The organism is Roseinatronobacter alkalisoli (assembly GCF_028745735.1).
Classification (GTDB): domain Bacteria; phylum Pseudomonadota; class Alphaproteobacteria; order Rhodobacterales; family Rhodobacteraceae; genus Roseinatronobacter; species Roseinatronobacter alkalisoli.
Window position 1 is genome coordinate 317173 of the sequence record NZ_JAQZSM010000001.1, and the last position, 23576, is coordinate 340748.

At 59.0% G+C, this 23576-nt stretch carries 24 protein-coding genes; 10 read left to right on the plus strand and 14 right to left on the minus strand.

The features are described 5' to 3' along the window. Nucleotides 1-23: 23 nt before the first annotated feature. The gene (gene phaZ / locus PUT78_RS01605) at nucleotides 24-1301 is read right to left on the minus strand and encodes a polyhydroxyalkanoate depolymerase (RefSeq protein ID WP_274350281.1); all 1278 of its coding nucleotides are present in this window, start codon (nucleotides 1299-1301) and stop codon (nucleotides 24-26) included. A 114-nt stretch (nucleotides 1302-1415) separates the two neighbouring features. On the opposite strand from phaZ, the gene phaC reads away from it, so the two are divergent. The 3 genes from phaC (at nucleotide 1416) to phaR (ending at nucleotide 4493) form a co-directional block, all read left to right on the plus strand. Then, nucleotides 1416-3218, plus strand: a complete 1803-nt coding sequence (gene phaC, locus PUT78_RS01610; RefSeq protein ID WP_274350282.1) for a class I poly(R)-hydroxyalkanoic acid synthase — start codon at nucleotides 1416-1418, stop codon at nucleotides 3216-3218. A gap of 140 nt (nucleotides 3219-3358) precedes the next feature. Next, nucleotides 3359-3802 (plus strand): phasin, PhaP, encoded by a 444-nt coding sequence (locus PUT78_RS01615; RefSeq protein ID WP_274350284.1) that lies wholly within the window; start codon nucleotides 3359-3361, stop codon nucleotides 3800-3802. A 139-nt stretch (nucleotides 3803-3941) separates the two neighbouring features. Continuing rightward, nucleotides 3942-4493: a polyhydroxyalkanoate synthesis repressor PhaR gene (phaR, locus tag PUT78_RS01620; RefSeq protein ID WP_274350286.1), complete on the plus strand. Its 552-nt coding sequence runs from the start codon at nucleotides 3942-3944 to the stop codon at nucleotides 4491-4493. On the opposite strand, the gene PUT78_RS01625 is transcribed toward phaR, so the two are convergent. From PUT78_RS01625 to rpsU, 9 genes are all read right to left on the minus strand, one after another. After that, complete coding sequence (locus PUT78_RS01625) at nucleotides 4494-5789, minus strand: NAD(P)/FAD-dependent oxidoreductase (RefSeq protein WP_274350288.1); 1296 nt, start codon at nucleotides 5787-5789, stop codon at nucleotides 4494-4496. It lies immediately after the preceding gene. Beyond that, nucleotides 5786-7141, minus strand: a complete 1356-nt coding sequence (locus PUT78_RS01630) for a glutamine synthetase family protein (protein WP_274350290.1) — start codon at nucleotides 7139-7141, stop codon at nucleotides 5786-5788. Before PUT78_RS01630 ends, PUT78_RS01625 begins: the two co-directional genes overlap by 4 nt. 17 nt (nucleotides 7142-7158) lie before the next feature. After that, on the minus strand, nucleotides 7159-7863 hold the full coding sequence (locus PUT78_RS01635; RefSeq protein WP_274350291.1) for a type 1 glutamine amidotransferase: 705 nt from the start codon (nucleotides 7861-7863) through the stop codon (nucleotides 7159-7161). A gap of 63 nt (nucleotides 7864-7926) precedes the next feature. After that, entirely contained in the window at nucleotides 7927-9246 is a 1320-nt protein-coding gene (locus PUT78_RS01640; RefSeq protein WP_274350293.1) for a glutamine synthetase family protein, read from the minus strand. 3 nt (nucleotides 9247-9249) lie between these two features. Beyond that, the gene (locus PUT78_RS01645) at nucleotides 9250-10101 is read right to left on the minus strand and encodes an ABC transporter permease (RefSeq protein ID WP_274350294.1); all 852 of its coding nucleotides are present in this window, start codon (nucleotides 10099-10101) and stop codon (nucleotides 9250-9252) included. Further along, nucleotides 10098-10979, minus strand: coding sequence for an ABC transporter permease (locus PUT78_RS01650; RefSeq protein WP_274350296.1), 882 nt, complete (start codon nucleotides 10977-10979; stop codon nucleotides 10098-10100). The genes PUT78_RS01645 and PUT78_RS01650 overlap by 4 nt, the downstream gene beginning before the upstream one ends. Nucleotides 10980-11032: 53 nt before the next feature. After that, nucleotides 11033-11770 (minus strand): transporter substrate-binding domain-containing protein, encoded by a 738-nt coding sequence (locus PUT78_RS01655; protein ID WP_274350297.1) that lies wholly within the window; start codon nucleotides 11768-11770, stop codon nucleotides 11033-11035. A 49-nt stretch (nucleotides 11771-11819) separates the two neighbouring features. Next, nucleotides 11820-12593, minus strand: coding sequence for an ABC transporter ATP-binding protein (locus PUT78_RS01660; RefSeq protein WP_274350298.1), 774 nt, complete (start codon nucleotides 12591-12593; stop codon nucleotides 11820-11822). Nucleotides 12594-12826: 233 nt separating this feature from the next. Further along, nucleotides 12827-13033 carry a 30S ribosomal protein S21 gene (gene rpsU / locus PUT78_RS01665; RefSeq protein WP_274350468.1) on the minus strand — a complete coding sequence of 69 codons (207 nt, stop codon included), beginning with the start codon at nucleotides 13031-13033 and terminating at the stop codon, nucleotides 12827-12829. A 124-nt stretch (nucleotides 13034-13157) separates the two neighbouring features. Between rpsU and PUT78_RS01670 the strand changes: the two genes are divergently transcribed. The 7 genes from PUT78_RS01670 (at nucleotide 13158) to PUT78_RS01700 (ending at nucleotide 20067) form a co-directional block, all read left to right on the plus strand. Continuing rightward, nucleotides 13158-13853: a COQ9 family protein gene (locus PUT78_RS01670; protein WP_274350300.1), complete on the plus strand. Its 696-nt coding sequence runs from the start codon at nucleotides 13158-13160 to the stop codon at nucleotides 13851-13853. 58 nt (nucleotides 13854-13911) lie between these two features. Beyond that, the gene (locus tag PUT78_RS01675; protein WP_274350301.1) at nucleotides 13912-14778 is read left to right on the plus strand and encodes a branched-chain amino acid aminotransferase; all 867 of its coding nucleotides are present in this window, start codon (nucleotides 13912-13914) and stop codon (nucleotides 14776-14778) included. Between the two features lie 76 nt (nucleotides 14779-14854). Beyond that, nucleotides 14855-15847, plus strand: a complete 993-nt coding sequence (locus PUT78_RS01680) for an NAD(P)H-quinone oxidoreductase (RefSeq protein ID WP_274350302.1) — start codon at nucleotides 14855-14857, stop codon at nucleotides 15845-15847. 180 nt (nucleotides 15848-16027) lie between these two features. Continuing rightward, the gene (locus tag PUT78_RS01685) at nucleotides 16028-17116 is read left to right on the plus strand and encodes a polyamine ABC transporter substrate-binding protein (protein ID WP_274350303.1); all 1089 of its coding nucleotides are present in this window, start codon (nucleotides 16028-16030) and stop codon (nucleotides 17114-17116) included. A 73-nt stretch (nucleotides 17117-17189) separates the two neighbouring features. Further along, nucleotides 17190-18323: an ABC transporter ATP-binding protein gene (locus tag PUT78_RS01690; RefSeq protein WP_274350304.1), complete on the plus strand. Its 1134-nt coding sequence runs from the start codon at nucleotides 17190-17192 to the stop codon at nucleotides 18321-18323. Between the two features lie 53 nt (nucleotides 18324-18376). Next, nucleotides 18377-19267, plus strand: a complete 891-nt coding sequence (locus tag PUT78_RS01695) for an ABC transporter permease subunit (protein WP_274350469.1) — start codon at nucleotides 18377-18379, stop codon at nucleotides 19265-19267. After that, entirely contained in the window at nucleotides 19264-20067 is an 804-nt protein-coding gene (locus tag PUT78_RS01700) for an ABC transporter permease subunit (RefSeq protein ID WP_274350306.1), read from the plus strand. The genes PUT78_RS01695 and PUT78_RS01700 overlap by 4 nt, the downstream gene beginning before the upstream one ends. A 395-nt stretch (nucleotides 20068-20462) precedes the next feature. On the opposite strand, the gene PUT78_RS01705 is transcribed toward PUT78_RS01700, so the two are convergent. The 4 genes from PUT78_RS01705 to PUT78_RS01720 form a co-directional block, all read right to left on the minus strand. Beyond that, nucleotides 20463-21044: a L,D-transpeptidase family protein gene (locus PUT78_RS01705; protein WP_337994652.1), complete on the minus strand. Its 582-nt coding sequence runs from the start codon at nucleotides 21042-21044 to the stop codon at nucleotides 20463-20465. Between the two features lie 94 nt (nucleotides 21045-21138). Continuing rightward, a complete protein-coding gene (locus PUT78_RS01710; RefSeq protein ID WP_274350470.1) occupies nucleotides 21139-21918 on the minus strand; it encodes an ion transporter in 780 nt (259 codons plus the stop codon). Between the two features lie 37 nt (nucleotides 21919-21955). Next, nucleotides 21956-23167 (minus strand): class I SAM-dependent RNA methyltransferase, encoded by a 1212-nt coding sequence (locus PUT78_RS01715; protein WP_274350471.1) that lies wholly within the window; start codon nucleotides 23165-23167, stop codon nucleotides 21956-21958. After that, a complete protein-coding gene (locus PUT78_RS01720; RefSeq protein WP_274350472.1) occupies nucleotides 23161-23574 on the minus strand; it encodes a VOC family protein in 414 nt (137 codons plus the stop codon). The genes PUT78_RS01715 and PUT78_RS01720 overlap by 7 nt, the downstream gene beginning before the upstream one ends. Nucleotides 23575-23576 lie beyond the last annotated feature (2 nt).

The following is a 23576-nucleotide window of genomic DNA, read 5'->3' on the forward strand; positions in this document are numbered from 1 at the left end:
TTTTTGTTGGTCTGGTGGTCGGTTTAACCGTTTGACACAACTGCCTTCAACTGTGCCTTGCCGCCGTCGGGGCCGGAATGCGCATCCATGAATTCCATGACCAAGGGTCTGATGTTGTTGCGCCAGGATTTGCCTGCGAAGATGCCGTAATGGCCAGCCCCCGGTTCCAGATGGCTGGCTTTCTGGTCGTCGCGCAAGCCGGTCAGCAGACCAAGTGCAGCAAGGCATTGGCCGGGGGCGCTGATATCATCCTTTTCACCCTCGACAATCTTGACGGCAACATTGGTGATTTTGCCGATATCAACCTTGTGCCCGTCCACAACGAAGGCATTGCGCGCGATTTCACGGTCTTTAAAAATACGTTCCACAGTGGACAGGTAAAATTCCGCGGTCATGTCCATCACAGCAAGGTATTCATCATAGAACTGGTTGTGCTTATCGCTTTCGCCATCTTCGCCGCGTGCTGCGGCGGAAATCTTGTCCGAGAAGGCATTGGCGTGGCGTTCAAGATTCATGGAAATGAACCCGCCAAGCTGCAGCAAACCGGGATAAACCAACCGCCCGACGCCACTGTATTTGAACCCCACGCGCTGGATGGCCAGATGTTCCAGCTGGCCCATGGTGACACTGCGCCCGAAATCGGTCACTTCGGTCGGGGCGGCGTCGGGGTCCACCGGGCCGCCTGTCAATGTCAGGGTGCGGGGCTGCGCATCGGGGTCCAGTTCCGCCAGATAGGCGGTTGCAGCCAGTGCCAGCGGGACAGGCTGGCAAATGGCCAGAACATGGGTGTCCGGCCCCATATGGCGCATGAAATCCACCAGATAGAGGGTATAATCCTCAATGTCGAATTTGCCTTCTGACACGGGAATGTCACGCGCATTATGCCAGTCGGTGATCCAGATTTCGCAATCAGGCAGCAGGCTGGCCACTGTGGAGCGCAACAAGGTGGCGTAATGGCCGGACATGGGCGCGACCAGCAGCACGCGGCGCGGTTTTTCGGGGCGGTCGTGAACCTTGAAGCGCAGCAAGTCCCCGAACGGGCGCGCGACTTCAACGACTTCTTCGACCACGTGGTCGCGCCCATCCGCACCAACCACGGACCGGATGCCCCAGTCGGGCTTGATGACCATGCGCGCAAAACTGCGTTCGGTCACCCGGCCCCATGCCGACAGCGCCTTGAACATGGGGTTTGGAACCATGCCCCAGATCGGGTATGATGCAAAAGCGCGCGCAGATGCGCCCATCCACTCATTCGTGTTTCGGATGGTTTCCATCATATCATAGGTTGCCATGCCCTTCATACCAGTCCCTTTCAAGCTGCCCGTCGTTCCCGCAGCGATTCGAGTTTACGCGGCTTTACTTAATTATCAGCTATCATATGCTGCACGTGCGAAGGATAGGGGGGAAATCAATTTATGACAACTTCTGAATATGACGACGACCAAAAAGCCGAACGTATGAAGGCAAATATGGCACGGATCGAGGAACTGACCGCGCGCCTGACCCATGCGCTGGCGCAACGTGATCCGCCGCGTGGCAGCCTGCAGGCACCCGATTCGGACATATTTGTTCAGGCCACAGCGGCCTTCTGGACCGAAATGGTCAAAAACCCGTCCAAGGTTCTGGAAAAGCAGCTGGAGTATTGGGGCAAATCCCTAAAACATGTGGTCGAGGCGCAGGAAGTGCTGCGCAGCGGCAAGTTGCGGGCCCCCGAAGACCACACGCCTGATGACCGTCGTTTTGCCAACCCGCTCTGGAAAACCCATCCCTATTTCAACTACATCAAACAGCAATATATGATCGCCAGCGAGGCAGTGCAGGACGCAGTGATGACGCTGGACACGATGTCCCCGCGTGAAAAGAAACGCCTGCATTATTTCACGCAGCAGATCGTCGATATGATGGCCCCGACGAATTTTCTTGCGACCAATCCTGATGCGCTGATGAAAGCGGTTGAAACTGAAGGGGAGAGCCTGATCAAGGGTCTGGAAAACCTTGTGCATGATATAGAGGCGGGAGGGGGCGAACTGTTGGTGACCCTTGCCGATCAGGACGCATTCAGGGTGGGCGAGAACCTGGCGACCATGCCCGGCAAGGTGGTCTTCCGTAACCGGATGTTCGAACTGATCCAGTACGCGCCCTCTACCGAGAAGGTCTATCGCACGCCGATCGTGATCTTTCCGCCCTGGATCAACAAATTCTATATCATGGACCTGAAACCCCAGAACAGCCTGATCAAGTGGATCGTCGATCAGGGCTATACGCTATTCGTCGTGTCCTGGGTCAATCCTGATGCCCGCTATGCAGATGTCGGCATGGATACCTATGTCGAAGAAGGCTATCTGGAGGCCATCCGCGTCGCAAAGGAGATTACCGGAGAGGCGCAGGTTAATGCCGTGGGCTATTGTATCGCGGGAACCACGCTGTCGCTGACACTGGGGCTGATGAACAAGCGCAAGGACAAATCCGTGCGTTCTGCCACGTTCTTTACCACCCTGACGGATTTTTCCGATCAGGGCGAAGTGGGCGTGTTCCTGGAAGATGACTTCGTCGACGGGATTGAAGCGGAATGCAACGAAAAGGGCTATCTTGACAGTTTCTTCATGTCGCGCACCTTTTCGTTCCTGCGTTCCAACGATCTGATCTATGCGCCCGCGATCCGCAGTTACATGATGGGCGAAGCTCCGCCCGCGTTCGATCTGCTGTACTGGAACGGGGACAGCACCAACCTGCCGGGGAAAATGTGTGTCGAATACCTGCGCGGGCTGTGCCAGCAGGACCGGTTTTCCGCAGCCAGTTTCCGCATCTGCGGTGAAGATGTCAGCATCAGTGATGTAAAGCACCCGTTATGTGCTATTGCCTGCGAAACCGATCATATTGCGGCATGGCGGTCCAGTTTCCGGGGCATGTCCCGCATGGGCAGCCGGGACAAGACCTTCATTCTGTCGCAGTCGGGGCATATCGCCGGTATCATCAACCCGCCTTCCAAGAAGAAATACGGGCACTATACTGGCGCGGCCCCCGAAGGCAGCCCCGATGACTGGAAATCGGCCGCTGAATTCCACGAAGGGTCATGGTGGCCACGTTGGGGTGACTGGCTGTCCAGGCGTTCTGGCGCGAAAGTTGAGGCCCGCATTCCGGGTGATTCGTCCTATCCCGCGCTGGATGACGCCCCTGGGCGCTATGTGGTAAGTTCAAAAAATGATGAAATGTCATAGGCTTGAACCATCGCAATCTAAATTAATGCTGCGGTGCAGAAAAAACACTTGAAATGCTGCACTGCAGCATGCATATTGGTTGCAGATGCAGGGAATGGATGATCCAGAAACTGCAAAACAGTTAACATTGGAGAGAGACCATGACCAAGACCGTTGATTACACCAAGATGATGAAAGACATGATGGGCGCGTTCCCGATGGACACAACCGCACTGCAGGATGCGTTCAAATCGCAAGCCGCTCTGGCCGAAAAAATGAGCAAAGTTGCTCTGGAAGCCGCGGAAAAGTCCACCGAAGTTTCGACCAAATGGACCAAGACCACGCTGGCCAAAGTCGGCGACGTGTCCACCGTCAAGGAAGACCCGGCAGATTACAGCAAAGCCATCACCGATTTCGCATCGGCACAGGCTGAAATGACTGCTGAACATGTTGCTGCTTTCGCTGAAATCGCGAAAAAAGTGCAGATGGACACAGTTGAACTGCTGATGGCCGCTGGCAAGGACATGCAGGAAGAAACCGCTGCTGCTGTCAAAAAAGCAACCGACACAGCAACCAAAGCTGCAAAGACCGCTGGCGCGAAATAATCGCCGGATGTGAATACGAAGCGTACGATGTCCTCCCCGTCGGATGCCTTCAATAAGGGCGAGCGTCATGCTCGCCCTTTTCTTTTGGAAATTGCTCGCCTAGTGTTGCTGCAGTGCAAAACCCCAGGGAGGGACGCTCGTGGCCCAAGACGACAAACCGCTGCTGATCAAGCGCTACGCCAGCCGCCGGTTATATAATACCGAGACCAGCGACTACGTGACCTTGGAAGATATCGCCGGATTCATCCGCGCCGGGCGTGAAGTGCAGATTGTTGACCTGAAATCGGGGGACGACCTGACACGCCAGTATTTGCTGCAAATCATTGCGGAACACGAAAGCCGGGGCGAAAACGTGCTGCCGCTGGATGTGCTGACCGATCTTGTACGCAGTTATACCACGCAGGCACAAAGCGTTGTACCGCAGTTCCTTGCCATGTCCTTTGAAATGCTGCGCGATGGTCAGTCACATATCGTGGAAAACATGACCCGCGCCAACCCGATGGCAGCAATGCCGGGATTTGAGGAAATGCAGCGCCAACAACAGGCGTTCATGAAAACCATGATGGCGGGCTGGCCACCCGTTGCCGGTGTCGCTGACAAGGATGATGACAAATCCGCGTCTGAGGAATTGTCCGATATAAAGCGGCAACTGGCGGAGCTGCAAAGCAAGCTTTCGGGTCTGGATAAATAGTCACACGCCCAGCCGGTCGCGCAGGGCAAACCAGGTCATGGCCAGCGCCAGCAACGGGCTGCGCAGGGCCGGGCCGCCCGGGAACCGGGGCAGGTTCAGCGCGGCCATCAGGTCAAACCTCTCTGTTTGCCCCGCGATTGTGTCTGCCATGATGCGTCCCGCCAATGTGGCCATCCCGATACCCGCCCCCGAATAGCCCGATGCAGACAGAATATTCGGGGCCAGCCGCGCGAAATGGGGCATGCGGTTCACTGTAATTGCCAGCGTGCCCCCCCATGCATAGTCGATGCGCGTGTCGTTCAACTGCGGAAAGACCTGCAGCATAGGTTTGCGCACGGTTTTCATGATGTCCGGAAAGCGGTATCCATAGCTTTCGCCGCCGCCGAACAACAGCCGCCCGTCGCGCGACAGCCGGAAATAGTTGATCACGAATTTGCTGTCCGCCACAGCCACATCACTGGTCAGAACCGTGCCATGGGGCAGGGGTTCGGTCGCGACAATGAAATTGTTGATCGGCATGACCTTGGCCGCGACCTGCGGCACCAGCCCGCCAATATAGCCATTCGCAGCCAGTATCAGGTGGTCTGCGTCAACATGACCGCTGTCTGTCCGGACGCGGACACGCGCGCCGTGCTGAATATCCACCACGAGCGAATTCTCGAATATATGCGCGCCTGCGGCCTGTGCGATCCGCGCAAGCCCCAGCGCATAGGCCAGCGGGTGAACATGGCCCGCGCCAGTGTCGATGACCCCACCCTGATAGGCATCGGTGCGGATAATGCCCCTGATCTGGTCGCGGTTCAGCGGTTGCACCTGATCATAGCCATAGTCACGCGCCAGTTTTTCGGCATAGGCATGGGAATGGGCCACATCGCGCGTCTGCCAGTCGGCGTGAATGACGCCTGGGCGAAAACCGGTTCCCATGTCATGGGTGGCGATCAGATGCTTGACCAGTTCCTTCGCGTCCTCGCCGACCTGCCAGAGATTGCGGGCGTCATCGCGCCCGAACATGCGTTCAACCTGATCCTGTTCCACACGTTGGCCAGAACTGACCTGCCCGCCATTGCGCCCCGATGCGCCGAAGCCCACGCGATGGGCCTCCAGCACGGCCACGCGGTAGCCGCGCTGCGCCAGATGCAATGCAGCAGACAGGCCGGTATACCCCGCGCCGACAATACAGACATCCGCAGTTGCGGCGCCTTCAAGCGGGGGTAGGGGCGGCGGCAGTTCGGTTGATGCCGCGTAATAGCTGGGCGGGTATTCCCCCGCCCGGTCATTGGCGAACAGAAGGTTCATGCGTTCAGCAGCAGATGTTCGCGTTCCCATGGGCTGATGACTTGCAGGAATTCATTGTATTCGTCGCGTTTGACCGCGCTGTAGATACGGCAGAATTCCGGCCCGAGGATCGAATGCAGTTTTTCCGCATTGTCGAACATGTCCAGCGATGCGCCCAGCGTCATGGGCAGTTCATTGGCGTCCATATAGGCGTTTGTGGTGCATTGCGCGCGCGGGTGCTGCTTTTCCTTCAGGCCCAGATAGCCGCAGGCGAGAGAGGCCGCGATACCCAAGTAAGGGTTGCAATCCATTCCCGCCAGCCGGTTTTCTACCCGCCGCGACGCAGGTGAAGAAATGGGAATGCGCAAGCCCGTGGTGCGGTTGTCATACCCCCATTCCAGGTTGATCGGGGCGGCGAAATCCGGAATATACCGGCGATAGCTGTTCACATAGGGCGCGATCAGCGCAACCGCTGACGGAAGGTGGCGCTGCAACCCTCCGATGAAATGCATGAACATTTCGGTGCTTTCGCCTGTTTCGGTGGAGAACAGGTTCTGCCCGGTCGCAATATCGATCACCGAATGGTGGATATGCATTGCGCTGCCCGGTTCCCCTTCGATGGGTTTGGCCATGAAGGTGGCGAACATGTCATGGCGCAGGGCGGCTTCGCGGATCATGCGCTTGAAATAGAAGACCTGATCTGCCAGCTCGATCGGCTTGCCATGGGCCAGGTTTATTTCGACCTGACCTGCGCCGCCTTCCTGCAGGATACCGTCAATTTCCAGCCCCATGGCTTCGGCAAAATCATAGATATCGTCGATCACCTTGCCGTATTCATCAACGGCCGACATGGAATAGGCTTGGCGCGCTGCCGCCCGCCGCCCGGTGCGGCCCATAGGCGGAATGATCGGCATATTGGGGTCGGTGTTGCGCGCGACAAAGAAGAATTCCAGTTCCGGCGCGATGACCGGCTGCCAGCCTTCGGCGCGGTACAGATCCAGCACATGTTTCAGTACATTGCGCGGTGCAGTCGGGATGGGATTGCCGTTCGCATCTTCCGCGTCATGGATGATCTGCAATGTCCAGTCTGCGGTCCAGGGCGCCGCTGTCGCGGTCGAAAAATCGGGGCGCATGATCATGTCAGGTTCCAGATCGGCCCCGTCCCGGAATTCGGCCCAGCCGCCGGTGATTGTCTGCAAAAAGATTGACGTGGGCAGGTAATATGTCGAATTCCCGTCGAATTTTGCTGCAGGCATCGCCTTGCCACGCGCCACACCGGCCATATCGGCGATGATGCATTCAATTTCGTCCAGACGGCGCCCGCTAAGATAGTCGCGCGCGGTCTGGGGGATTTGTTCTCTCCATTCGGCCATAGGGCCTCCTACAGGGTTCAGGCGCGGGATGCGCCGGGGTGTTCTTGGGCGTGATATTGGAAAAATGCCATAATACGGTCGGCAATGATATCGGAATCACGCGGGCCACTCTGCGCGGCTTCGGCCTGTTCCAGCAGCGGCGTTGGCACAACTCCCCGTCCGCGCGTGTCGATCAGCCCTTGAATGAACGCATCTGAAAATTCCGGATGGGCCTGTACCGAATAGCCCTGATCGCCATAGGACAACGCCGCATATCGGCAGAATGCACTGCTGGCGGTGACGCGGGCATTTTCGGGTGGGGTCAGCACCTGATCCTGATGCCATGCGTTCAGGGTCAAGGTTTCGCCTTCAAAATCATATTCTTGCGCGCCAATAGCCCATCCGCCCGGATATTTTCCGACCTGCCCGCCAAGGGCCTGCGCCATGATCTGATGGCCAAAGCAGATACCCGCCACCGGCTGTCCTGCAGCAAAAGCATCGCGGATAAACTGTTCCAGTGGCGCGATGAAGGCATGGTCTTCGTAAACACCGTGGCGCGAACCGGTAATCAGCCAGCCATCGGCATCATACACTGATGCGGGAAATTCCATTCCTTCGACATGCCATGTATGAAAAGTGAAACCGCCCCTGGACAGCAGATCCTCGAACATGCTGGGGTAATCGCCCAGTTCACTGCGCAATGTGTCCGGGGCCTGGCCCGTCTGCAGAATACCGATTTTCATTTTCCGGGACTTTCAGAATTTGATCAAACCTAGCAGCCTTGGTTGCACCGGGCAAGGATGCCGTCAGACTGTTTCCAGATACAGATCCAGCACCTGTTGGGGTTCCAGCCCCTGTAATGCAGCCATTTCCTGGCGTTTGGTACGGATCATGTTGTCAATCAACAGCGGGTCGAAAATCCGCCGCATCAGCGCCGATTCCTCAAACGCGGTCAGCGCATCTGACCATGTGGCGGGAATTTGCGGCAAGTCCTGTGCATAGGCGTCGCCGGTGATGGGCGAGGGCGGCGCGAGCCCGTCTTCCAGCCCCAGCAGCATGCCCCCCAGAACCACGGCCATCAGCAGATAGGGGTTCACATCACCGCCAGCTACGCGGTGTTCCAGCCTGCGCGCCTTGGGGGAACCCAGTGGCACGCGCACAGACGCGGTGCGGTTTTCATAGGCCCAGGCAATTGCCGTCGGCGCATGCGCGCCGGGCACAAGCCGGGCATAGCTGTTGGCATGGGGCGCAAAGATCAGCGTAGCATCGGACATGCTGGACAATGTGCCCGCGATGGCGTTGTGCAGTGCCGTACTGCCGTCATGCCCGCCATTGTCAAAAATATTCGCCCCGTCACTGTCCAGCAGGGATGCATGCAGATGCAGCCCGCTGCCGGATGCGCCCGCATAGGGTTTCGCCATGAAGCTTGCGGCCATGCCATGCTGACGGGCAAGCCTGCGCACCAGCAGTTTGAACACCCATGTATCATCGGCCATTTTCATGGGGTCGGACCCATGGTTCAGGTTGATCTCGAACTGCCCCGGCCCCGCTTCGGATGTGGCGGTATCGGCGTCAATGCCCATCGCATCGCAGCCGTCATAAAGCGCATCGAAAAAGGCGTTGAATTCATCCAGCATGCGTAACGACAGGGTGGCAGACCCCATTGCGCGCCGTCCGGAAATCGGGCTGGCGGGCGGCAGGTATTCCGGCCCGCTGTCATCGATCAGATAGAATTCCAGTTCAGTGGCGGTCACCGCGGTCAGCCCGCGTGCCTGCAACCGCGCGACGACCTGCGCCAGCGCATGGCGCGCATCGCCCGCGAAGGGGCGGCCATCTTCGTGATACATGCTCATGGGCAGCAGGCCTGCATCCGGGCCGATCCATGGCATGGGCAGCAGCCCACGCTCGGTCGGGCGCAGGAAACCGTCGGCATCGCCGGTCTGAAACAACAGCGGGCTGTCGGCGATGTCATTGCCCCATATGTCAAGGTTCAGCGCTGAAAGCGGCATTTTCGCTTCTCCGCGCATCAGTTTATCATACTGTACGGCCGGAACCCGCTTGGCGCGGGCCTGGCCGTTCAGGTCGGGAATGGCAATCCGGATATTCTGCAATTTATGTGGGTCCATGAGTTAGCGGATGTATTGCGGACGAAACCACAGGCGTTGGCGGCGTTCGCGCGGAAGATGGCGGTTCAGGCGTAGATTGGCCAGCGCAAATATCCCGATGATGGCCAGTGTCAGTGCCACGAAATAGGCCGCAACAATCGGATAGGCGACGAAAGGGTTAAAAGTCTGGTCCACGAAATAACGCGCGTAATAAAACGCTTCTCCCGATTGCTGGCGCGCGGGAAAGGCGGACAGGAACACCAGCGTCGTCGAATGCGTCAGGAAGATTGCTTCATTCGTGTAGCTGGGCCATGCCAGCCGCAACATGGATGGAAAGACAATGCGCCGGAATTTTGTGAACCCGTGCAGACCATAGGCATCTGCCGCTTCCAGATCACCCTTGGGGATTGACCGCAGCGCGCCATAAAACAGTTCCGCGGAATAGGCGGTGGTGTTCAGCACCAGCACGACCAGCCCGCCCACCTGCGCGGTGGTCAGCGCGCTTGTGTCCAGCGTCAGGGTGGTGAACCCCAGCGGAATGTCCACACCCGAACGCGGCAGCAGAATGAACACGGCGTAGAAAAAGAAGAACTGGATGAACAGGGGCGATCCACGAAAGATGAAGACAAACGCAGATGCAGGGCGGTTGACCCAGCGGTTCTGGCTGAATTTGGCCAGCGCCACCCCGGTTGCCAGAAAGAACCCGATCACAATGGCAATTGCCGCGAAATAGATGTTCCACATCAGCCCGCTGCCGATCAGGAAAATCTGATCGCACAGCGTAATATCAAGGCCGCGCGGCAACAGGTTTTCGCCATATTGGCGCCCCAGCGCGCGCAACCCGTAGCCTTGCAGGCTTTCCAGACAGGTCCTCATGGCGCGGCCTTTCGCTGGCGTTCGCCCGCAGCCGTGGCCTGTCCGCGTGACAGCCTGTCATTCAGGCGACCAAAAGCGCGTTCGCTGGCCCATGTCAGCGTCAGGTAGAAACACAGCAGAACAAGGAAATACCACACTCGCCAGTCCGGATGCGGGTATGTGAACAGCGATGTCTTCTGTCCGCCTAACTCGCGCGCCCAATAGACAATATCCTGAATGCCCAGCAGGAACAGAAGCGGCGTGGCCTTGGTCAGGATCTGCCAGATATTCGACAGGCCCGGCAGGGCGTAAACCCACATCTGCGGCAGGATGATGCGGCGGAACGCCTGCCTGCGCGTCATGCCATAGGCCTCGGCCGTTTCAATCTGCGCCTGCGGTACTGCGCGCATGGCCCCGTAAAGCGTGTTCGCCACAAACGCCCCGAAAACCAGCGCGAACGCGACAACCGCCATGAAGAACGCATAGATGTCATACACCCAACGGGGCGAATTGACCGGCGGCACCTTGGCATCGCGGCAGACGATGAAATCATTGCCCTGCCGGATGGGTTGGTCCCAGTCGGGGCAGTTGATGTGATGCATGACCCATTCGATCCCTTGTCCCAACGCAATGGGAACAAACAGGAAAAACACGATATCGGGCACACCGCGCACGATATTGACATAACCTTTGCCCAGCCAGTTCAGCGGCGGCACTCGCGAACGCAGCGCCAGCGCCCCCAGCATGCCCATGGCAAGGGCGGCAGGCGCGGTGATGGCCAGAAGCAGCAGCACCACCCCGAAGGCGCGATAAAAGTTCAGATGGGTTGCGCTTGTCAGATAACAGGCGAACCACTGCCAATCCGGCAGGCTGGACGGGTCGGTGCAAAAACTGAACATGCGCGTGCGCGAAATGCCATGGGCGGGGCCGAGCGGCCCCGCCCGATGGTCAATCAGTCAAACAGCGGGTGTTCATCGCCAAACCATTTGACGATCATTTCGTTCAGCGTACCGTCTTCCTTCATGCTGGCAATCGCGGCATCAAGGGTTTCGCGCAGGCTGTCATCGCTTTGGCGCACGCCAACACCGATCCCGTCGCCCAGCAATACGTCATCGCCCAGAAAGACCAGCTCGCCGCCGGAATCACCCACATAGGGGGCCAGAAACGCCTTGTCGGCCAGAACGGCGTCAGCCTCGCCATTGCGAAGGGCGGAAATGGTTTCATCCGGTGTGGGGAATTCCAGCAGATCGGCATCGCCTTCGGCAACATGGCCTGCCTGAATGGTGTTGGACTGCACCGCAATCACGCCGCCGTCACGCACCGATGCATCCGTGCCTGCAAGCCCGATATAGGCCGAAGGTTCCGGCAGCAGGTAGTTCTGCGTGAAGGAAATCACTTCCATGCGGGCGTCGGTAATGCTCATCCCGGCCATGATGGTGTCATAATTGCCGGACACCAGGTTGGGAATGATCGTGTCCCAGTCATTGATGACCCATTCGCAGTTCAGTTCTGCGCGGCGGCAGATTTCGTCGCCCAGTTCGCGTTCATAGCCGTCAAGTTCGCCCGTGGCGTCATTGATGAAGTTATAGGGGGGGTAGGCCCCTTCGGACCCCATGCGCACAACGTCCTGCGCCATTGCCCCGGTGGTCGCGAAGGCCAGTGCGGCCAGTGTCAGGCTTGTTGTTTTCATTATGTCGTCTCCCCGTGTTGGTGGTGGTCTGTTGTTGGTTATAGGTGCCTCAGGCCGCTTGCGCATGGCTGAGGAATTGTTTGAGCCGCGCAGATTGCGGTGTTTTGAAAAGCGATTCCGGCGGGCCTTGTTCTTCAATCCGGCCATCGTGCAGGAACACGACATGATCGGACACATCCGCCGCCAGCCGCATGTCATGGGTAACAATCAGCATGGTGCGCCCTTCCAGCGCCAACGCCTTGATCACGCGCACGACTTCCTGTTCCAGTTCCGGGTCCAGCGCGGATGTGGGTTCATCAAACAACAGCGCTGCGGGTTCCATGCACAGCGCGCGTGCAATTGCCGCGCGCTGTTGCTGCCCGCCAGACATCTGTGCCGGAAACACATCGGCCTTGTCACCAATGCCCACCTTGTCCAGCAGGGCGCGGGCGCGGGCCTCGACACTGGCGCGGTCCTGTTTCAGGACATGCAGCGGTGCTTCCATGACATTTTGCAGTACGGTCATATGCGACCACAGGTTGAAACTCTGGAAAACCATGGACAGATTGGTGCGGATGCGTGTCACCTGCGCGCGGTCTGCTGGGTGGCGGGTTTGCCCGGCGCCGCGCCAGCGCACGGGTTCGCCCTGAAACAGGATTTCGCCTTGCTGGCTGTCTTCCAGCAGGTTGCAACACCGCAAAAGCGTGGATTTTCCCGACCCTGATGACCCGATCAGCGACACAACGTCGCCCTTCTGCGCGTTAATGCTGACACCCTTCAGCACATCCAGCGTGCCATAGGATTTGTGCAGATCGCGAATCTCTATCACTGGCGTCGCTGGCATGGTCCCCGTCACGGATTGGCTGTGCTGCAATACTAACACGCATAATCCCGATAAACGCAAGCCTGCGCAACAGATTTGATCAAATACCCCTGCGTCATCATGGGGGATGCCTTGTGAATGCCCGCAAGGTGGAAGGTCAGGCAGGGATCCGTCAAATAAAAACCCCCGCAGGACGGGCCTGAGGGGGTTCGTATTTCAGACAGGGACTGAGCCCATGCCATGGTTCTGCCGGATCAGAGCATACCTTCACGTTGCGCCTTCTTGCGCGCAAGTTTGCGCGCACGGCGGATCGCTTCAGCTTTCTCGCGGGCTTTCTTCTCAGAGGGTTTCTCGAAATGCTCTTTAAGCTTCATTTCACGAAACACACCTTCCCGCTGAAGTTTTTTCTTCAGCGCACGAAGCGCCTGATCGACATTGTTATCACGAACCGATACCTGCATGTGGTTTTCACCACCTTTCCAAGTTAGAGTTGCATATAGTGCAGGAATGGGTCGCATAGCAAAAACCATGTGCTATGTCTACCCGGAAGCGACCAAGGCAACCGATATAAGGAGGTGCGCCATCATGGCTGACCAATCCGACATCCTGCTGGATGCAGCATTGAACCATGTTCCCTTCGATGGCTGGAGTGATGCGAGCCTGAACGCGGCGGCCCGCGATACCGGGCTGGACACCGCGCATGCGAAGGCGCTGTTTCCGCGTGGCGGCGTGGACCTTGCGCTGGCCTATCACCGGCGGGGCGACGCGCAGATGCTGGCGGCGCTGGCGGTGACGGATTTGCAGGAATTGCGCTTTCGTGACCGGATTGCGACTGCTGTGCGCCTGCGGATTGACGCCTGCGAGGACCGCGAACTGGTCCGGCGCGGCACCACGCTTTTCGCCTTGCCGCCCTATGCCGCTGATGGCGCGCGCGCCATCTGGGGCACCGCGGACCATATCTGGACTGCCCTTGGCGACACATCGCATGATGTAAATTGGTATACCAAACGCGCCACATTGTCGGGAGTGTATTCCGCGACAATTCTGTTCTGGCTGGGCGATGACAGTGCAGGCGCACAGGCGACTTGGGCGTTTCTGGACCGGCGCATTGATGATGTGATGCAATTCGAACGGATGAAGGCTGCTGCAAACCGCAACCCGCTGTTGCGCACGATTCTGGCGGGGCCGCAGGCGATGTTGTCCTGCATCAAGGCTCCGTCGCGCGATCTGCGTGACGACCTGCCGGGGCATCTGCGCCCGACACCGCCCGGACAGGGTTGACGCCCGCGCATTTGCGCCGCAGGTTGCGCCGGTTGTGAAATGACGCGGGGTATGGCCGATGGCTGTCGGAAAAGAGATTGTCACCTGGTATGAAGGCCAGTGGCACAAGGGTAGCGCACCGATCATCGGGGCCGCCGACCATGCCGCATGGCTGGGATCGCAGGTGTTCGACGGCGCCCGCCAGTTTGAAGGCGTGCGCCCCGATCTGGACCTGCATTCAGCGCGTATCATCCGGTCCGCACAAGTCATGGGAATGGTGCCGCCCGTGGATGCAGGCACCGTTCAGGGCCTGCTGGAAGAAGGCTGCAAGCAGTTTGCCCCGGATGCAGCCCTATACCTGCGCCCGATGATGTGGTCGCGCGAATCTGCCCCCGGTATCATTGATGCCGTGCCCGAAAGCACCGGATTCGCGATTTGTATCGAAGCGCTGGCCATGCCTGAACCGGGCAGCTTCAGCCTGACCGTGTCGCCCTTTTGCCGCCCCCGCCCTGATATGGCCCAGACCGAAGCCAAGGCCGGATCGCTTTATGCCAACAACGCCCGCATCATGGCGGATGCCCGTGCGCGCGGCTTTTCCAATGCGTTGTCGCTGGATGTGGACGGGCATGTTGCCGAAACCGCATCAACCAATGTGTTCATGCTGCGCGACGGGGTGGTGTTTACGCCAGTGCCCAATGGCATGTTCCTGAACGGGATCACCCGCCAGCGGGTCATCGGGCTGTTGCGCGCCGATGGGGTGGAGGTGGTGGAAACCAGCCTGAGCCTGCAGGATTTTGATGCGGCCGAAGAAATTTTCGTGACCGGAAATATTGCCAAGGTGATGCCGGTGTCGCGCTATCAGGACCGCGTTATGGGAACGCCGCGCATGGGCTTGCGCGCAAGGCAGCTTTACTGGGACTATGCGCTGAGCGCAGGAGTGACGTAAGCGCAGGGGGATTGGGGGCGCTGCCCCATAGCAGCCCCCGGAGTATTTGACGCAAGATGACACGGGCAGGAAAAGGATGAGCATGTCACATATGATGCGCGCGATCGAAATTTCCGCGCCAGGCGGGCCGGAGGTGTTGCACGAAGTGGCCTGTCCGGTGCCGGTACCGGGGGCAGGGCAGGTTGTGGTCCGGCTGGCCTATGCGGGTGTCAACCGTCCCGATGCCTTGCAGCGGGCGGGGGCATATGACCCGCCGGCGGGTGCGTCCCGCCTGCCCGGGCTGGAAGGCGCGGGGCATGTTGTGGCCGTGGGGCCGGGTGTCACGCGCTGGAATATTGGCGATGCGGTCTGCGCGTTGTTTCCCGGCGGGGCCTATGCCGAATATGCTGTGACAGATGCAGGACAGGTTTTGCCGGTCCCCGAAGGGATGACCCTGAAAGCGGCGGCCTGCTTGCCAGAGACATTCTTCACGGTCTGGTCCAATGTGTTCATGCGCGGCGGTTTGCAGGCGGGTGCGCGGTTTCTGGTACATGGCGGCTCCTCTGGCATTGGAACCACCGCTATCCAGTTGGCGCATGCGTTTGGTGCGCGCGTTTTCGCCACCGCAGGCAGTGACGACAAATGCGCGGCCTGCACCCGACTGGGTGCGGAACGCGCGATCAATTACCGCGATGAAGATTTCGTGCCTATCCTGCAAGCCGAAGGCGGGGCGGACCTGATTCTTGATATGGTGGGGGGCGATTATATTCCGCGCAATCTGAAAGCACTGGCCGAAGACGGGCGGCTGGTTCAGATTGCCTTCCTGCAAGGACCGAAAATTGCGGTGAATTTCGCGCCCCTGATGATGCGCCGCCTGACCATTACAGGGTCCACCCTGCGCCCGCAATCCGATGCTGCCAAGGCCGCGATTGCAGCTGATCTGGAAGCGAAGGTCTGGCCCTTGCTGTCGGGTGGGCGGCTGGCCCCTGTCATCGACAGTGAATTCCCGCTGGCAGATGCGTCAGGGGCGCATGCGCGGATGGAAAGCTCGGTTCATATCGGGAAGATTGTTCTGAAGATCGGGAATTGATGCGCGTGTGGATGCTGCCCTTATCACAGGATTTCCGGAAAAATTTGATCAAATTTTGAGCTTCAAGGCAGAAATAGGCTTGCCAAGGCCTGCCTTTTTCTTGTGGAATGGTCCGGCAAGACTGGGCAACAAGCGTATCATGTTCAAATGGTGCCAGCCCATAACAGGGAGAAGAAATCCATGAGGAACCGATTTATTCTTGCAGTATGCGCCGCGATGGCCGCGCAGGCCGGTGCCGCAACTGCAGACAGTATCAATGTCTTTAACTGGTCTGACTACATTGCCCCCGACACGATCGAAAAATTCACAGCGGAAACCGGCATTTCCGTTAATTATGATGTGTTTGATTCCAACGAGACACTGGAAGCGCGGATGCTGGCCGGGTCTTCTGGATTTGACGTGGTGGTGCCGACATCGGATTACATGCAGCGCCAGATCATGGCAGGCGTGTACCAACCGCTGAATCGCGACCTGCTGCCCAATCTGGGCAATATGGATACCGATCTGATGGAACTCGCCGCAGCGTTTGACCCCGGGAACGAGCATTCGGTCATTTACCTGTGGGGTACCACTGGTATTGGGTATAACACGCAGGCCGTGGCGGAGCGGCTGGGCGAAGATTATGTCGTGGACAGCTGGTCCATCCTGTTTGACCCTGAAAAAGCGGCCCTGTTTCAGGATTGTGGCATTGCATGGCTGGACACTGAAAAGGAACTGATCCCGCCCGCGATGCGCTATCTGGGGCTGGAGCCGACCTCCACCTCGGAAGAGGATTTCAACACCGCCGCTGACATGCTGATGCAGGTGCGCCCGACTGTGCGCTATTTCCATTCCTCGCAGTATATTTCCGATCTGGCGAATGGTGAAATCTGCCTTGCTGTCGGGTGGTCGGGTGATGTGCTGCAAGCTGCAGAACGTGCATCCGAGACTGATCAGGAATTCGAGGTAGGCTATGCCATCCCCGATGAAGGCGCGCATCTGTGGTTCGACATGCTGACCATTCCGGTCGATGCGCCCAACCCCGAAGGGGCGCATGCGTTCATCAACTTCATCATGGATGCACAGATCGCAGCCGATATCACCAATTATGTGATGTTCCCCAACGCAAATTCCGCATCGACCCCGTTGATTGACGAAGATGTGCTGAATGACCCGACAGTCTATCCGTCCGACGCTGCGCGGGCGGGGTTCTGGACATTGCAGCCCTATGACAACCGGACAGAGCGGGTAAGCACCCGCCTTTGGACACGCTTGCGCACGGGCCAGTAACCCACATGCCGCGCCCGCAGATATATTGCGGGCGCGGAATTTTTGCTTTCGGGTCATGTTGCGGGGACAGTAAATGCCAGATCCAGCGATAGCTGCTGATACCAAACCGTGGCGCAAACCGGACGCGGTGCCGTTTATTTCCGTGCAAGGGCTGATCAAGCGGTTTGATGATTTCACCGCGGTGTCCGATGTCGATCTGGATATCTACAAGGGTGAATTATTCTGCCTTCTGGGCGAATCCGGCTGCGGAAAATCCACGCTACTGCGCATGCTGGCGGGATTTGAAACCCCGACCGAAGGGCGCATTCTGATCGATGGCGAAGATATGGCGCGCGTGCCTCCGGACCGGCGCCCGACCAACATGATGTTCCAGTCCTATGCGCTGTTCCCGCATATGAGCGTGGAAAAGAACGTGGCCTACGGGTTGCTGCGCGAAGGTCTGCCCAAGCGTGAAGCCTATGCCCGCGCGGGCGAGATGCTGAAAATGGTCAAGCTGGAAAAACTGGCGCGGCGCAAACCCGACCAGTTATCGGGCGGGCAGCGCCAGCGCGTGGCCCTTGCCCGCGCGCTTGTCAAACGGCCAAAGCTTCTGTTGCTGGATGAACCGCTGGGCGCCTTGGACAAGAAGCTGCGCGAAGAAACCCAGTTCGAACTGATCAGGATACAGGAAAGCCTTGGGGTGACCTTTATCGTGGTGACCCATGATCAGGATGAAGCAATGACGCTTGCAACCCGCATCGGGGTCATGAAAGACGGGATCATCAAGCAGATCGGCGAACCCGCCGAGATATACGAGCGACCGAATTCGCGCTTTGTTTCCGATTTCATCGGCACAGTGAACCTGTTTGAAGGCAAGGTTGACGCGGTTGCCCCCGATTTGATGCGTATTGAAACGGCGGAACTGGGGCCGGTGCTGTTGCCGCCGCAACCGGGACTGACACGGGGTCAGCAGGTCTGGGGGGCAGTACGCCCCGAACGCTTTGCCCTGTCGCGTCGCAAGCCTGATAGCGCGCATAATGTATGGCGCGGCGTGATCGAGGATCTGGGCTATATTGGCCATATGACGCAGTATCGAATCCGGCTGGAAAATGGCCGTCTTATCCGCGCCAGCCAGTCCAACCGCCTGCGTGATGAAGACCCGATTTCATGGGATGAACCGGTCTGGATCAGTGTGCAACCGGCGGCTTTCAGGGTGCTGACAGAATGAACGCGGGAAAGGTAATCACAGGTTCCGCCCCCTGGCGCGGCACGGCCTGGGCCATGGGCAAGCTGGGCCTGTCGGGGCGCACGCTGGTGATTGCTATTCCCATGCTGTGGCTGCTGGTGTTCTTTCTGGCGCCATTTTTCGTGCTGGGGCGTATTTCGCTGGCCGAGGCCATCATTGCCCGCCCGCCCTATACGCCCTTGTTTGAACGTGGTCCTGACGGGTCGCTGGAAATCATCGCCAGTCTGGAAAACTACCGCTTCCTGCTGACTGATGCGCTGTATCGCAATGCCTATCTGTCCTCGATCCGGATTGCTGCGGTCTCGACGATTTTTGCGCTGCTGATCGGTTATCCGATGGCCTATTTCATTGCCCGTGCGCCGGAACCGCGCCGGTCCTTGCTGTTGCTGCTGGTGATCCTGCCCTTCTGGACAAGCTTTTTGTTGCGGGTTTATGCATGGATGGGCTTCCTGCGCAGCAATGGTGTGATCAACAACATGCTGATGGGCATGGGGGTGATCGACCAGCCATTGGTGATGATGCAGACCGATTTCGCGGTCTATATCGGCATCGTCTATACCTATCTGCCCTTCATGATCCTGCCACTTTATGCGAACCTGACCAAACTGGATGGCGCGCTACTGGAAGCGGCGAGTGACCTTGGCGCTTCGCCCATGGTGACGTTTTTCACCGTTACCCTGCCGCTGTCGCTGCCCGGTATTGTGGCCGGGTCCATGCTGGTCTTCATTCCCGCGATCGGGGAGTATGTGATCCCCGCGCTTCTGGGCGGGCCTGATACGCTGATGATTGGGCGCGTGCTTTGGGATGAATTCTTCGGCAGTCGTGACTGGCCGGTGGCATCTGCGGTGGCGATTGTCATGCTGGTGCTGGTGGTTGCGCCGATCATGTGGCTACAATCGGTGCAGAACCGACGGGGGACAGAATGATGCGTGGATGGTTCCTGCCTGTCGCGGTTCTGCTGGGGTTCATCTTTCTGTATGCGCCAATCATTTCGCTGGTGGTGTTTTCATTCAATGATAGTCGCCTTGTGACTGTGTGGGGCGGGTTTTCGACCCGGTGGTATGGCGCGTTGATGAATGACCGCCAGATCATCGGCGCGGCATGGGTCAGCCTGAAGGTGGCATTTTTCAGCGCCACACTGGCTACAATCATCGGCACGCTGGGCGCGTTTGTCCTGACGCGCTTCAGCCGCTTTACCGGGCGTCTGCTGCTGACAGGCATGATTACCGCACCGCTGGTCATGCCCGAAGTGATCACCGGCCTGTCGCTGTTGTTGTTGTTCATTTCCATGGAACTTTCCCTTGGCTGGCCCGCAGGGCGGGGCATGACAACCGTGATCATTGCGCATACGACATTCTGCGCCGCGTTTGTCGCGGTGATTGCCCAGTCGCGGCTGCGCAGCATGGACGAGTCGCTGGAAGAAGCTGCGCGCGATCTGGGTGCGGGGCCGGTGCGGGTGTTCTTTGACGTGACCTTGCCGGTGATTACGCCCGCGCTGGTGTCGGGCTGGCTGCTGGCCTTCACGCTGTCGCTGGATGATTTGGTCATCGCCAGTTTTGTGACGGGGCCGGGGGCATCAACCTTGCCGATGGTCATCTTCTCCAAGGTGCGGCTGGGGGTTAGCCCGGATGTGAATGCGCTGGCGACCATCATCATCGGCTTTGTCTTTGTCGCGGTTCTGGCTGCGGGCTGGCTGATGCGCAAGCAGATGTCGAAAGGGCTGTAAGGCCCCGCGCTGCAGCCTTGTGGTATCAGGCGGAGCCGCAAGGTTGTTCGCCGCGCGGGCATGTAGCAGAGGTTGGCGCATCCAAAAGCGCAGAACAGAGGGCGCAAGCCCGCCGCGCCATCGGCGGGCCGTCCAACGGCCTGCCGGTTACGCCCACGACACGCCAAGCCTTGAGTGCCGGAGTATGCCGCCTGCATAAAGTGAGCTTCTGCAACGTGGGACCGGCAGTCCCCGGCCCGCCGATAGCGCGGGCTTTGTGCGCACGCCAACGCCTGCTTCAGATCAGAACTAGCCAGACAGGGAAGGAGTGATGCTTATCGACAGCGATACGCCCCAGATGGAACACGCCCCAGAAGAAAACGCGGGCAGCCTAGGCCTGCCTGCGCATCAGCCGGTCACCGGTTCCAGAATCGGAGTCGGGCCGGTGTTATGCCGCCTCCCGGTTTGGTGCTGGCGGTCAGCATGGGCGCAGGGCCGGGGCTGATATGGATTGGGGTGCCATTGCGGACCATGGCATAGATATCTTCCATCTCGCGGTCGCTGACAGCGATGCAGCCATCGGTCCAGTTCCCGCGTGCATTCTGGAATTGCGGTCCACGTCCGTGGATGAAGATATCACCACCCGGTCGCCAGCCATTTTCACGCGCATGTTCTTTGTCTGCTTCATTCGGATAATCAAGCCCGATGGACAGATGGAAGCGGCTGTTTGGGTTGCGCCGGTCGATGATGTAGTTGCCTTCGGGGGTACGGCGGTCGCCTTCGCGTTCCTTATGGCCATAAGGATTGCCGCCCAGATCCACCTCGAACACGCGCAGCAAGCGGTCATGATGCCATAATTCCATCCGCCGACTGGCCTTGTAGACCATGACCTGCGTGACCTCCGGACCGTTATAGGTGCGGAATTTGCTGGGCTTTGTGGAACAGGCTGCAACAGCGACCAGCACCGTCAAAGCTGCGATCAGGCGAAAAAACTGCATTACTGCCTCTGGCTTTTCTTATAGCCTTGCCTGAATTTCACGATTCTGCCAAGTCATTTCGCAATTCCGATCACGCAACCGTGTCGGCCATGCTTCAGTTCTTGTCCTGCGCGTTCAGACGATTTTCGATGGCAGCAAGGCGACGCAGCACTTCATCGCGGTAATCTTCGGTCGCCTGATTGCTTTCGGCGGCATGCGCATCCTGCATTGAATTCACGATCAGACCGACCAGCAGGTTCACCACCGCGAACGTGGTGACCATGATGAAGGGCACAAAGAATGCCCATGCATAGGGATAGGTTTCCATAACTGGGCGGACAATGCCCATCGACCATGATTCCAGCGTCATGATCTGGAACAATGTGTAACCCGAATTGCCCAGATCCCCGAACCAGTCAGGAAAGCTGTCCTTGAACAGATTGGTGGCCATCACCGCGCCGATATAGAACAGCATCCCCATCAGCAAAAACACCGACCCCATGCCGGGCAGGGCCTTGATGAACCCTTCGACCACACGGCGCAGATTGGGGCTGACTGACACCACGCGCAACAGTCGCAGAATGCGCAGGGCGCGCAACACGCTGAAGGTCTGGGCACCAGGCATCAGCGAAATGCCCACGATCAGGAAATCGAACACATTCCAGCCTGACCGGAAAAATGACAACCGCTGCGCGTGAAACTTCAGCGCAATTTCCAGCACAAAGACTGACAGGCACAATTTGTCGAGTGTCAGGATAAGCGGCCCCGCAGCCCCCATCAGGGTGTCGGATGTTTCCATGCCCAGCAGAATGGCGTTGAATACGATGACCCCGATAATCCCGTTGCGCACCCATGCCTGTGCAAGAAAGGCGGCGGTTTTTTCACGGCTGAACATCGTCTTTCCCCAGGTCACTGTCATTGGCTGCGATATGCTATTTCGTGAACCGGGCTGCAAGCTCCACATGGGGGCTGAAGCGAAATTGATCGATGACCTGCACCCAATCCAGCCGGTAGCCGCCCTGTATCAGCAATTTCGCATCGCGCGCGAAACTGACGGGGTTGCATGACACGGCTGCGATACGAGGCACGCGGCTGTTGGCGAGTGCCCGCGCCTGCGCGTCTGCGCCTGCGCGGGGCGGGTCAATGACCACTGCGTCAAAGCGCGCCAGATCTTCCGGCAGGACCGGGTTGCGGAACAGGTCGCGGGTTTGCGTGGTGATGCGTTTCAGCCCCTGCGCCTGCCGCCATCCTGCATCAAGCGCGTGCAGCATGGCCGCGTCACTTTCAATGGCAAGGATTTCGCTGCTTTCGGCCAGTGTCAGCGCGAAAGTGCCGCAGCCAGCGAAAAGGTCGGCCACATGGCTGGCCGTACCGACCGCCTCCGCGACAGCGGCCTGCAAGGCGGCTTCGGCGGGTTTGGTCGCTTGCAGGAACGCACCGGGCGGCGGCGTGACATGCGCGCGCCCGATAGTGTGAAAGGGCGGCTGCGCCTGCGCGATCACATCGCCATCCCATGCAAGGCGCGCCAGCCCTGCCTGGCCTGCCCACTGCCCCAGCCGCGCGCGCATTGCGTCGTCCAGTGTCTTGCCATCCGTCACAGCCAGGTCAAGCCCCGCGTCCGATATGGTCAGCGCCAGCGCCAGTTCCCCTTTGCGTGACCCCTCGCGCGCGGTCAGATCCTCCAGCACCGGCAGGGCGGCAATCAGCGCAGGGTGCAGGATCAGGCATTCGGGAACGGCGGTCACCACATCCGATGCGCGGGCATGAAACCCCACCAATGCCCCGTTCTTCAGCCTGCGTCCCGCAAAACCTGCGCGTCGGCGGCTGTGCAAGGGCGAGATATGCGGCGTGCGAAACGGCGCCTCGACCCCTTGGGCCGACAGCGCGTGGCGCACGATGTCCTGCTTCCAGCCGGTGACAAATTCTTCGCGCGCATGTTGCAAGGCGCAGCCACCGCAGGCGCGGTAATGCGGGCAGGGCGGTCTGATCCGCTGATCGGATGGGGTGAGAATGCGCGGCGTGGCGATGCGCCCCTGAACGACATCGCCTTCGACCACTTCGCCCGGCAGGGTGCGGGGCACGAAGACGGGACCTTCGGCAATGCCATCGCCATGATGGCCCAGTCGGGTGATGGTGATCATAATGGACGGGCGGGGGAAAATGCGTAGCCATCTGGCGACAGGATCGTCGCCTCGCGCAGCCCATGGGGTTTGTCGGCGGGTGGTTCCAGCACCTGATTGGGCGCAGCACGGGCGACCGCCGCGTCAGGGTCAAGCCCGAACAGGTAAATCTGCACCCCTGCGCCGCGTGGTGGATTTTCGGGCAAAACGCCCAGCAGCGGATGCGCGCCATAGGTGCCATCGGAATGCAATTGCAGGATCATCTGACCATGGGTCACAATCGCAAAATCGGCGCCGGCGCGATAGGCGCGCAACCCGAACACATCCTGCAAGAACGCCACCGTTGCCAACACATCACGGCAAAGCAGGTTCACGCCGATGCCGGTCAGAGACTGGCCTAATACTTCAGGCTTGACCGTGTCGAAATCCATAA